The sequence below is a fragment of the Erythrobacter sp. genome, from assembly GCF_038133525.1.
Classification (GTDB): Bacteria; Pseudomonadota; Alphaproteobacteria; order Sphingomonadales; family Sphingomonadaceae; genus Qipengyuania.
Genome location: NZ_JAYPTL010000042.1, coordinates 260 through 12,021 on the forward strand (window position 1 = coordinate 260; position 11,762 = coordinate 12,021).

General features: G+C 62.5%; 11 protein-coding genes. 3 read left to right on the forward strand and 8 right to left on the reverse strand.

The window, feature by feature from the left end; translation table 11 throughout:
• The coding region (gene rplJ, locus AAFM29_RS11630) for a 50S ribosomal protein L10 (protein WP_341712964.1) at nt 1-269 on the forward strand (269 nt) is incomplete at its 5' end.
• Nucleotides 270-349: 80 nt separating this feature from the next.
• Nucleotides 350-727, forward strand: a complete 378-nt coding sequence (gene rplL / locus AAFM29_RS11635) for a 50S ribosomal protein L7/L12 (RefSeq protein WP_341712965.1) — start codon at nt 350-352, stop codon at nt 725-727.
• Between the two features lie 82 nt (nt 728-809).
• On the opposite strand, the gene AAFM29_RS11640 is transcribed toward rplL, so the two are convergent.
• Complete coding sequence (locus AAFM29_RS11640; protein ID WP_341712966.1) at nt 810-1,457, reverse strand: hypothetical protein; 648 nt, start codon at nt 1,455-1,457, stop codon at nt 810-812.
• Nucleotides 1,458-1,795: 338 nt separating this feature from the next.
• On the opposite strand from AAFM29_RS11640, the gene AAFM29_RS11645 reads away from it, so the two are divergent.
• Nucleotides 1,796-2,797 carry a transglutaminase-like cysteine peptidase gene (locus AAFM29_RS11645; RefSeq protein ID WP_341712967.1) on the forward strand — a complete coding sequence of 334 codons (1,002 nt, stop codon included), beginning with the start codon at nt 1,796-1,798 and terminating at the stop codon, nt 2,795-2,797.
• A 12-nt stretch (nt 2,798-2,809) separates the two neighbouring features.
• Here the strand turns inward: AAFM29_RS11645 and AAFM29_RS11650 are convergent, their stop codons facing one another.
• The 7 genes from AAFM29_RS11650 to AAFM29_RS11680 all read right to left on the reverse strand — a co-directional run.
• Nucleotides 2,810-4,078, reverse strand: coding sequence for an HlyD family type I secretion periplasmic adaptor subunit (locus AAFM29_RS11650; RefSeq protein WP_341712968.1), 1,269 nt, complete (start codon nt 4,076-4,078; stop codon nt 2,810-2,812).
• Nucleotides 4,075-5,088: a cell wall hydrolase gene (locus tag AAFM29_RS11655; RefSeq protein WP_341712969.1), complete on the reverse strand. Its 1,014-nt coding sequence runs from the start codon at nt 5,086-5,088 to the stop codon at nt 4,075-4,077. Before AAFM29_RS11655 ends, AAFM29_RS11650 begins: the two co-directional genes overlap by 4 nt.
• Entirely contained in the window at nt 5,085-7,238 is a 2,154-nt protein-coding gene (locus tag AAFM29_RS11660; RefSeq protein ID WP_341712970.1) for an ATP-binding cassette domain-containing protein, read from the reverse strand. Before AAFM29_RS11660 ends, AAFM29_RS11655 begins: the two co-directional genes overlap by 4 nt.
• A gap of 17 nt (nt 7,239-7,255) precedes the next feature.
• On the reverse strand, nt 7,256-7,972 hold the full coding sequence (locus AAFM29_RS11665; RefSeq protein ID WP_341712971.1) for a TolC family protein: 717 nt from the start codon (nt 7,970-7,972) through the stop codon (nt 7,256-7,258).
• A gap of 108 nt (nt 7,973-8,080) precedes the next feature.
• Nucleotides 8,081-8,659 (reverse strand): TolC family protein, encoded by a 579-nt coding sequence (locus AAFM29_RS11670; RefSeq protein WP_341712972.1) that lies wholly within the window; start codon nt 8,657-8,659, stop codon nt 8,081-8,083.
• Nucleotides 8,660-8,671: 12 nt separating this feature from the next.
• Entirely contained in the window at nt 8,672-9,373 is a 702-nt protein-coding gene (locus AAFM29_RS11675; RefSeq protein WP_341712973.1) for an OmpA family protein, read from the reverse strand.
• Nucleotides 9,374-9,403: 30 nt separating this feature from the next.
• Nucleotides 9,404-11,762: hypothetical protein (locus tag AAFM29_RS11680; protein ID WP_341712974.1), on the reverse strand; the 2,359-nt coding region annotated here is incomplete at its 5' end.

Genomic DNA, 11,762 nt, shown 5'->3' on the forward strand with positions numbered 1-11,762 from the left:
GCGAAGACCCGGTTGCAGCTGCCAAGGTGGCAGTGGAATTCGCCAAGACGAACGACAAGCTCGAAATCGTCGGTGGTTCCATGGGAGCGACTGCACTCGACGAAGCAGGGGTCAAGGCACTCGCCTCGATGCCGAGCCTCGACGAACTTCGTGGCAAGATCGTGGGCCTCGTCAACGCGCCGGCAACCAAGGTTGTCCAGCTCGTCAACGCCCCCGCGAGCAAGCTCGCCCGCGTCTTCGGTGCCTATGGCGCCAAGGAAGCGGCGTAAGCCAGGTTCATCGCACACAGCGACTTATTCATTGGGGTATTCCCGAGCGGAGCCCCAGCCTAATTTTGGAGTGAAACATCATGGCCGATATCGCCAAGCTTGTTGAAGAACTGTCGAAGCTGACCGTCATGGAAGCCGCCGAGCTTGCCAAGGCGCTTGAAGAAGAGTGGGGCGTTAGCGCCGCCGCTGCTGTTGCCGTTGCCGCACCTGCTGGTGGTGGCGATGCTGGCGCCGCAGTCGAAGAGAAGGACGAATTCGACGTCATTCTCACCGGCGACGGTGGCAAGAAGATCCAGGTCATCAAGGAAGTCCGCGCCATCACCGGCCTGGGCCTGACCGAAGCCAAGGCTCTCGTCGAAGGCGCTCCCAAGGCGCTCAAGGAAGGCGTGAACAAGGCCGAAGCCGAAGACATCAAGGGCAAGATCGAAGCAGCCGGCGGTACCGTCGAGCTGAAGTAAGCCCAAGCTTACGCTTCGAACAGCTTTCGCTGATCAAGCAAGGGCGGTGCTGCGAGGCACCGCCCTTTTTGTATGCCCACCCCTAATCGGCGAACTGCGACCGCTCGATCGTATAGGTGGCCGTATCCCCCTCACCCCGCCGCCGGAGCAGGATATAAGCTGGCTTCGCGCCAACAGCTTGCAGCGCATCATCGATGGCACCAGGATCATCGGCAATGCTGCGATAGGCCAGCCCTGAATCATCGAGCTGTACCAAGGCGAGCGGTGCCGCCCCCGCCATCCGCGCCATGAAGGTGGCTGCAAGATCGCCCGTCATATAGCCGCTGAGCTGCAGCATGGCGGTTTGGCTGTGATTGAAGGCCTTTTCATCGTTGGCCTTGCCGTTGTGCCAGTAACACAGCGGCATCAGATAGCAGTTTCCGCCGGTAGGCACGCTACCATCCTTGTTGGGCGTTACGTGGCCGCCGACACTGAAATCGGGATGGCTTGAATCCGACGGCGCAGTCGGCGTGTTGGCATAGCACGCGCCGCTGATGCCATAGCGTTCGAGCAATGCTTTCCACGTCAGGCCGCCAATCTTGGGATCGGGCGTGCTGCCTTTCACATTGTAGAGCACCCCGGAATAATTGACGGCCGTGGCCCCGGTCGATTCGATCTGCAGGCCTGCGTAGCGATCGGCAAACGCCCTGAGGCTTGCCACTGCTTCGTCCCGCTCCGTTCTAGTCAGCATATGTCTCTCCGTTCTAACCCGGCTGCGTCCGCGCCAGGAGAGAAGAGATACAGCCGCCCGACGAGCGGCCAGTGCAGGGATAGGTCCGAAGCCGATCATAACCACCGCGACCGGCTGCACCCCCGGCAAATACAAACGCTGCCACGCTCGCCTCCTCGCCAAGTGACTGCACCGCGAGACTAACCTGGCCCCACCGCAGATTCTCGTCCGATTCCGAGCAGGCCGCGTGAACGGGTAGGCAAAGGTGCTCCATGGGTCCTTGCACCCGCCGAATCCCAACGCCGCGTTAACCAACAGCCGAAACCGTGCCTTGAGGTTGGTTCCGTATCCACGGCACCATGAAGCGTGGGAACCTCATCACCAACAGCTTGCGACGGGCCGCTACCGGCTCGGTGCTTGCGATCGCATGCTTGGCGGCTCCCGCTTCGGCCACCAGTGTCGCGCCACCGGCGGTGGCCACCCAATCGGCCGGGTTGATAACGCTACTGCTGCCGAGCTTCGCCTCGACGCTGGTAACAGAATCCTGTCCCGCCCGCCCGTTCGACCCTGTCAGCGGCTACGCCTCTCAGAGCGGCGATGCAGCGGGCACCACCAAGGCATCGGCCGTCCTGGGCGGCGCGGCAAGCGCGCTTGAGACGATGCGCGCGCAGCAAGCTGGGGCAGACGCATTCGGACCGCTGATCCCCAACGCCGCCCCACCGACACTGGCTGTGGCCGACGTCAAGCCACTCGCGCCCGCTCTCGCCGCTGTTGCACCCAGCTTCGGTTGTGCGCCGACCGCGGGCATCGGCCCTTCGGCTGCACTGGTGACGACGCGGGTCGCGGGACCCGACGAATTCCTGGCGAGCCGCAAGGTTGCAATCGGAAGGACCAGCTTCGACGCCTCATGGGATCGCGTCAGCCAGGAAAAGCCGCAGTTCAGCGGGGAAGCACGGGCAATCCTCGCCTCCGGCGATCCGCTGGATAGCCGCATGGAGGCCGTCAACCGCTGGGTCAACCATACCATCGCCTATGCGGACGACTGGGCGTTGTTCAAGAAAGCGGATTATTGGGCTGGGCCACGCCGCACGCTCAAGCTGGGCAAGGGCGATTGCGAAGACATCGCTTTGCTCAAAATGCATATGTTGCTGGCGGCCGGGGTGGACCCCGATGACATGTACCTGACGATCGCACGCGATCTGGTGCGGAGGGCCGATCATGCGGTCCTGATCGTGCGCACGCCCGCTGGTTATCGCATGCTCGACAACGCCACCGATACCGTGCTCGATGCTGCTCAGGGCTATGACTACCAGCCGGTGCTCAGCTTCAACGGCCGCAGGAGTTTCCTGCACGGCTACTGAGGCCGGGAATGATCAACGCTCGGTCAGAGCGCGATCGAAGGCCTTGTTTATCGGCTTGAAGAGGTAGGCCAAGATGCTGTGCCGACCGGTAATGATCTCCACATCGCAGATCATGCCCGGGACGATCGGCAGGCGTTGCCCGTTCTTGGTGATATAGGACCGATCAGTTTCCACCACGACCGTATAGAAAGCCTTGCGTTCAGCCTCGTCATAGATGCTGTCGGCCGAAACCTGCTGCACCCGCCCTCGCAGGCCCCCATAGATCGAGAAATCATAAGCCGTGACCTTCACATTCGCGGGGTCGCCGATCTTAATGAAGGCCCGGTCACTCGGTTCGATGCGCGCTTCGACCAGCAGCTTGTCGCCCACTGGGACGATCTGCATGATCTTCTCACCTGCGTTCACGAAACCACCCACGGTGGTGATCTGGACGTCGTTGACCACACCGTCGGCAGGTGCACGCAATTCGTTGCGCTGTTGGCGCGCAGCCGCGCCGCGAATGCTCTCTTCGTTCACCGCCAGCTTGGTCGTGACTTCGCTGCGTTCGGCCAGCGCCTGTTGGCGGAAATCGAGCCGCGCCTGGCTCAAATCGGCTTCCGCCTCGCGAATAGCTGCCGACGAACGGCCGACCGCCTGCCGGGCGGCCGCCAACCGACCCTGCGTATCAACCAAATCGCGCTGGGCCTGCAGTAGCTCGGTCTGCGGCACTATGTTCTGGCGCGCGAGCGGCTCGAGCATCTGAACCTGCTGGTTTGCCAGCCGGACACTGTTCACCAGCGCGCTTTCGGTTGCTTGTGCTTCCTGCAGGTCGCGGCGGCGCTGCTCGATCGCCGAGCTCAACGCATTCTCGCGCGCTCGCGCGGTTGCGGTCCGCACCTGCTGCAGGCGTTGCTCTTCTTCGCAAAGAGCTCCTTCTTCGCAGCCGAGTTGGGCACCCGAAGCCTCGTTCTCGAGCCGCTGGGCCCGCACCGCGAGCCGGCGGTTCTCTTCTTCCAGCTGCCCAAGGGCAGATGCGGACTGCGCGTCATCGAGGCGCACCAGGAGATCGCCCTTCTTTACGGCCTGCCCCCCGCGTACAAGGATTTCGGCGATGATGGACGGTTCCGAGGGTTGCACCAATTGCGCCTTGCTCGACGGAATGACCTTCCCCGTGCCGCGGGCGATCTGTTCGACCTGCGCGAAGCTCGACCACAGGAACAACAGCGCCATGCCGATGGCCGAGATGACGATTACCTTGCGCGGCGCGTCGAGGGTCGCAAACCGCTCTCTAAGCGATGTCATTGAGAAGTTCCGAGCTCGTTTGAATTGTTTGGCATCACCGATACAGCCGGCCCTTGGCCTGCCTGTGCCGCCCGGTACCCCGCGCTCAACGTGACCGGATCGGGAATTTCGAGACGCCATTGCGTGGTAGTATCCAGGCGTCCGCCGACATCGCTTTCCGCGTGGCGATCCTTCACGTCGGCGACAACCGTGGTGCCGGGAACGAAATCACCCGCCTGAGCGTCCAGCAGTTCCTGGTGCGCCGCCAGCTTCAACCGCAAATTGGCGAAATCGAGCGTCGGGATAAACTCCCGTCCGGACCAGCGCTGGTTGAAGGTGCCGGCCGATCCATAGGCGCCGGGGAAACGGTAGAAGATATGGCGCCCGATCTGGGTGATCTTGCCAAGCGTGTAAGCCCAGCGCGGTACGACATAGTCCGCGTGATAATGCGTCGCCGTGCCGACTTCGGGGACGGAATCACCGTCCAGCATGTCGCGGGCGATCCGCAGGGATTGGTCCCAATATGATTTGACCGGGCTCCGCAACAGCGACCCGTCGCAGGTGAAGCTGAACTGGCATACCGGCTTGCTGGCGCCTTCATAGACAACGCCACAGACGCTGTTGGGGTAGGCCGGGTGGCGCACACGGTTGAGCACCACCTGCGCCACGGCGCGCTTGCCAGAAACCGGCTCCAGCGCCGCCTCATAGTAGATCGCCTGGGCAAGGCAGCGTTCAGCGGTGCCCTCACTGGTGGCCGACATCTCGACGCGGCGCAGATAGCCTGGGCTTTCCAGCCTTACCTTGCTCAGCGGGATCAATGCATTGCGCGCTTCCGCTCCGTCGCCCAGAACCGCCAGGGGCTGGTCGATGCCGGTCGACATGCTGGCCATCTGGGCCGAAAGTTCGGGCTCGGCCACCGACATGGCACGCACAGATTCCGACGAAGGCGGAACGACAGCGCTGCCCACCAGCAGGCTCGAAACCAGCACGCCGACGCCGGCCAGCGCGCGCCTGAGTCTATCCGCAATCATGATTTCTGCCCCTGCGCCAGGGCGGAACCGGCTTGCGCCAGAATCTGGTTTACCGGGCCATCGGCAACGACGCGGCCACGATCGAGAATGATCAGGCGATTGCAGATGCCGAACAGCGCCGGACGATGCGTCGCGATGATCAGCGATTTGTCGGGGCCGATAGCCTTGCCCAGTCGCTCGACGAACAGCTTTTCGGTCTCGCTGTCCATGGCACCCGTCGGTTCGTCAAGGAACAGCAGCTCGGCCGGATCGACCAGCGCGCGGCTCAAGGCAAGAAACGCCCTTTGTCCGCCCGAAAGGTGCCGTCCGTCTTCGCCGACCGGACGATCGAAGCCTCCGGAATCGCGCGATAGGAACTGATCCGCCCCGGTCATCTGGAGCGCGGCGATCAGCCTGGCATCATCGACCGTCGGGTCTGACAGGCACAGGTTTTCCTTGATCGAGCCGGTAAACAGCACCGCATCCTGACCGACAAACCGCAATGCCCGGCGGATCTGTTCAGGGCGGAACTGACGGCTGTCGACGCCATTGATGAGCAGCGCCCCCGCGCTCGGCGGGTAGAGCCCGCACAACACGCGGCCGAGCGTTGACTTGCCCGAGGCGACACGACCGACAATGGCCACCCGCTCGCCGGGATTGATGGTCAGATTGATGTCCGCCAACGCGGGATGCGATTCCTCTCCATAGGAGAAGGACAAGCCATCCAGCCTGATTGTCGGCTGTTCGAGCGTCGACGACGAAAGGCTGCTTCCGCTGCGCCGTTCATCCCCACCGTCGAACATGCGTTCGATACTGTCGAGCGTATCCTGTGCCTGCCGCCCACGGGTCAGCAAGAAGGCAATCTGTCCTGCCGGTGCAAGCGAACGCGAGGACAGCATGACGATGGCGATGATCGCGCCCATGCTGATCGTGCCCGCGGCGAACAGGTAATAACCGCCGATCACCAGCGATACGGTGGATACCTGCTGGAATGTCTGGGCCAGGCCCACGGCGTAAGAACTCACATCGCGCAGGCGCTGCTGCGAATGGGTTCCGATCTCGGCCAGGCGATGCCAGCGCGACAGCATCGCGCCCTCACCGGCCAGGCTCTTGAGAGTTTCCATCCCGCCAAGCGATTCCACCAGCAATGTCTGCTGCAATCCGTGGTCGGCCTGGGCATCGCGTGATGCGGCAACGACCCGGCGCTGGAGAACATAGCCTGCACCCAGCATTGCCATGACTATGGTCAGCGGAACCAGTGCCAGCCAGCCCGCAATGATCGCGATCACGAAGACGAAGACGAAGACGAACAGGAACAGGACGTCGATCGCCATGACGACCGTCGTCGAGGCGAAGAAATCGCGCACTGTGGTGAATTCGGCCACGCGCGCGGCCAGCGACCCGGTATGGCCGCGACGTTCGGACAATGGCGATGCCAGCAGGCGGCCGAAAATCTTCTGCGACAGGCGCAGGTCGAGCCGCCGGGTAATCTCGTCGATCACCGCAGTCCGCGCGCGGCGCAAGGCGAACTCAAAGGCAAAGGCGATCACCACGCCGGCGCCGAGGATCCACAGCGTTTCGGCGGCCTTATTCGGTATCACCCGGTCATAGACGTTCATGGTGAAGATCGGCAGCGCGATCGCCAGCAGGTTGATCAGGAAAGATGCCAGGAACACTGGCGCAAAAGCCCGGCGCTCCTTGCGCAGCTCGCTCCAGAACCAATGCGACCGGGCCTTTTCATGCCACGGCGCCTCATTGGCTCGCAGCTCGTCGGGGTTGCCGAAGATCCGCATCAGTGACCCGGCATACAGCTGCTGCAGTTCGTTGAACGGCACCCACTGTTCGGTACGCGTTGTTGGCTGCCAGACCAGCAGGTCCTGCCCGTTCGTCTCGAGGACGATTGCAGCATCGCCCCCCGACAGGTGGACCAAGGCGGGGTAACTGGCAGCCGCACGTGGCAGCTTGCGCAGCTGCAGGGGATCGTAATTCAGGCGTGACAATTCGAGGGCTGCCCCGGCCTGGTGCCAGGGCAGCCTTCCTTCCGCATTGCGCGGTAGCTGATTGAGCAGCGATGGGTCGAACGCAGGTCCGTAGCGCGTTGCCAGCTCGGCAACGCACTCGCTCAATGGATCGAGCGCCGCACCTTCGGTGATGCCCTCAATCTTCGACACCATACACCACCAGCCCCCTATTGGGGGTAGACGCGACGTTGAAGTTCCGCAGGCACGGGCGGACCATAATCGAACCTTTCCCTCTCGGCAGCTCCGGCGCCGGCACCAGGTGCCACCTTCAGAGCCTCCAGGAAGTTGTTCGTAGCAGCAAGCGTCTGATACTGAGCAAACAATTGTGAGAAGCGTGCCGTTTCGAGACGGACCTGCGTGTTGAAGCGGGTGTTCTGCGCATCGAGCACGTCGAGCAGCGAGCGCCGTCCAACATTGAACTGGCTGCGATAGGACAGCAGCAGGTCATCGCTCACCTGGCTCTGGCGATCGAGCGCCTGGACGACCCGGCCCTGGGTTTCCAGCGCCTGCCACGCGAGGCGGACGTCTTCTTCCGCTTCGCGCTGCCGTTCGTGCAGGGCATAGCGCGCAAGGCTGGCCTGCCGCACCGTCTCCTGAACGCGGGCGTGCTTGATCCCGCCATCGAACATGTTCCAGCGCAGCACCACACGACCTTGTACGTCGTTGGTTTCGCCACGGAACCCGTCGACATCTTCGCCGATTCGGCCCCGCACTTCGAGGCCAATGGTCGGATAGAGATCGCCCTTCGCGGAAGTCACCAGCGCATTCGCAGCGTCGACATCGGCCTGGGCCTCACGCACCAGCGGATTGCGCAGGCGAGCCATGCCCACTGCCGAAGCCACATCAGGCGGCATGGCCGACACGAGGTTCGGCGGCAGGGTCACACCGGTAACATCGAGCCCGGTGAGGCGGCGCAGCGAGATATTGGCATTCTGCAGCGCCTGCAGTGCCTCTTCCTGCTGAACTCGTGCAGCCTCGAGCCGTTCTTCCGCTTATTGGCGATCGGCAATGCTGATCGAACCCTGGTCGACCCCGCGACCGAGGTCGGCGACCAGCGCTTCGTGGAACGTGGCATTGTCCTGTGCAGCGGCGACAACGCGCTGCTGCAGCAGGATATCGAGATATTGCCGTGCGACCTGAAGGGCGATGAACTCTGACCGTTCGACGACGCGGAGCGACGCGCCGTCAACTCTTGCCGCCTGGCGGAGCAGTTCGCCGCGGCGGCGGCCGAAATCGATGGCCGTCCATTCGCCGGTTATTCCGGCTTCCAATGGATAGAGTTCCTGGTTTGCGATGTTGAGGGCCCGTCTTGTGTTGTTTTCAAGCCGGCGGACACCGGCGGAAGCCTCGATATTGACCCGCGGCGCGTAGAGGCCTTCGGCCTGCTTGCGTTCGAATTCGATCGCTTCCTTGTTGAACTGTGCCTGGATGATTTCCGGGTTCGATTGCATTGCGACTTCAATCGCCTCCTGCATCGAAACCGTTTCACCATCGGTGGCCTGCGCAATCGCCGACGGCGCCGTGCTGGCCAACATGATCGCCGCAATTGCAGCCAGGGTGTGCTTGTGCATGGGTCCCCTCTCCTATTCGCTGACCTGGATTTCGACGCGGCGGTTCTGCAATTCCCGCACGCCATCCGCCGTTGGTACGCGCGGATGCTCTTCGCCCTGCGCGGACGTGGTGATCGCTCCCTGCGGGATGCCACCGGCCGTCATGAGCGATGCGACCGCGTCGGCACGCCGCTGCGACAATCCAAGATTGTAGGCATTGGAGCCCGAACGGTCCGTGTGGCCGACCACGGTGAACGAACGCCAGTTACAGGGCGTCGCATTCTCGGTCACATATTCGATGATTTGCGTCGCGTCCGGTCCCGGCGTGGCCGAATCGAATTCGAAGAAGATCAGGCCCGGCAGCTCGCGGTCGCATTGCCGTGCCGGCGGCGGTGGCGGCGGAACCACCACGGGCGGGCGCGGAACCTTCTTCATGCGGTCATAGGCGGCTGCGCATTTGCCAAGCGATACCGAATCCCGCGTGCTCGACTTAAGGTAACCCAGCGCGATACCGCACTGGACCTTGGCCTCGGACGCCCAGATGTAACGGGGATCATTGGCGTTGACCGTCGTTCCATCCAGGGTCAGCGCCAGAGCTTCGTCATAGCGCTGCTGCACTTGCCCCTTCAGGGTCGACAGATCCATTCCCGACCAGTCGTCCTGGGCCAGGGCCGGCGTGGCTGCCAGGCCGGCAGCGATTGTCGCCAGCCCCGCCAAAACTCTTTGGTGTACCATTATCGTCCCCTCGTTGCTCTACTTCGCCTCTCAGGCATGACTTACCGCGTCCGCCATCGCCGCCGCGTCGTGAAGAATGTCGACCGCAAGCCCGCCCGCGTGCTGGGGCCCGACCTGCAGGTCCAGGAATGCCGAGAGCTGCTCCACCCCGGTTGAGTGCATCGCACCCAGCACCGGCGCCTCACCGGCAGCCGCAGCAAAGTGATCGATCAGATCGTCGATGCCGACATCCTGGGCGAGCTGCGCCAGGGCTTCGACGGCGACCTCTTGATTGACCTGGCCATTGCCAACCCCGCCGTTGGCGAGCAGCAACAGCTGCTCCATCCCAGCCATCGCTTCTGCCATCGGCAATGCCTGGGCAAAGTCTTGCAGGAACGGCTGGGCGACCGTTTCATAGACCGGGGCAGCGTTACCGAGCCCCTGGTCGAACGCGTCGGCGAAATGAGCCGATGCCGGCTCAGGCGTCAGGCTGCCGAAATCACGCGCTTCGAAACCCGCGCCATTCGTCGCCGAATGGCCGAACAGCCCGAACTCTCCGCCTGCTACCGAGTGGCTCGCGACCGAGAAGTCGGCGAACTGTCCGAAGCTTTCGACCGGTACGAAACCGGCATCGGCCAGATCGAGTGCATTGGCAAAGGCGAACGAGCCGAACTCGAAGCTCTGGTGCATGGCGAAGCCGGCACCTGCCGCGATCGCCGCCAGTTCGAAGGCACGATAGTCCTGGCGCAATTCATTCGAGCCATTCGCCCCCGAACCATCCAAGGTGGCGGTCGATACGCTGGCTTGAACCTGATCAACTCCGGTCCTGAAGGCCGTATCGGCGACCTCGCCCGTGCTGCCATCAGCCCAGGTGAACGTGGTTTGGCCGAAGATCGTCACGCTGCCGTCAGCTGCCTGGCTCTCAAGGCCATCGGACACCAGGTTGATCGAAGCGATCCCGGCATCCGCCAGCGAGACAAACTCGCCCGCATCGAAGGTCGCGTCGAGGTCGGCATCGATCCAGACCCCAAAGCTGCCATATGCCGCGTCGCGGGCATCAAGCACACCGTCCTCGTTGCTGTCATGGGTGGCAGCAATCGCTTCAAGGTCGGTTATGCCATTCCCTCCAAAAACGAACTCGGACGCATCGTTGACCATGCCGTCGCCATTGGCGTCATGGGCCAGGATGGCGCTGCCCTTTCCGATCCAGGCGGTGGCAGTTGCAGCGCCGTCGCCATCGTAGTCGTAGGCCAGGTTCGCCGACGACGACGCAAATTCATTGCCGGCACCATCGAGGTCCAGCACGACCGGCGCCACCACCGGATTGAGGTGCACGGTGATACTCGAATCAACGCTATCACCATCCCCGTCGGTCGCCGTGATCGGCAGGTTGAGATCGAACGGATTGAGCGTATTTGCTGTCTCGATTTCGATCGCACCGAGCTTGAATGGGCGCCCCGTCTGGTCGGAATACTCGACGATTGAGAAAGGATCGCTCGACGTGACCTGGATGTAATTTCCTTCTTTCACACCAGTCACGACGACGCTGTTATCGGTGTCGGTAAAGGTCGCCAGCAAGGTCCCACCAGTGGCCGGATCGCTGCTATAGACTCGGACTGTGATGTCGGGCGGCGCGGTTTCGCCAGTCGGGTCACCGAGATAGGTGAAATCATTATCGCCATTGCGGATCGTGACCGTGAAGCCGGTGGTGTTGCTCCCCCCGCCCTGCACAAAGCTGATCTTCTGGATATAGCTAGCGACTTCGTAGTGCCCGGTATGGGTGAAACCGGTGTTGCCATTCGATGGAGCGGCCGCTTCAACCGCTAGGTTCGAAACCAGATCAAAACGAACGACGTCACCAGCGCCCACATCGTTACCGCTAGCAATGCCGATCTCGGTCGAGTTCGTATTCACCGATCCGTTTCCGGAAATCAGGATATCCTGCGTTCCACCCGAACCGATGCCAAGGCCCTTGTAGTTGACGTTGCCGCCGCCGACCGTGCCGGAGAGGTCGGTGAAGCTGAACTGTTCCGAATTGTAGATCGTTCCGTCGAGATCGATCGTGTAGCTGTCGCCTCCCGGATTGAGCGTAGCAGTGAAAGCAAGATCACCATCGGCCGTGCGGGCTTCGACAACGTGGCCGTCAGAGCCTGCAACATTCTGAAGGAACAGCGCCTCACCTGCCAACTTCAAAGCGTTTCCGTTGGTATCGAGTAAGGGCGTCCCATTGGTGATGTTGAACACCACATCTCCGACGTCATCCGCGCCCGCAGCCGCGTCGAAATTGAGTGCAATGGGGCTGGAAACTGGGCCTGCCGTGTTGTTCACACTCGCTGTCGTCGGAGAAAACGCAACCGGCGTGTCGTCGTCGACCGTCACCACCAGCGAGCCCGTGCCGGTCACGCTGTCG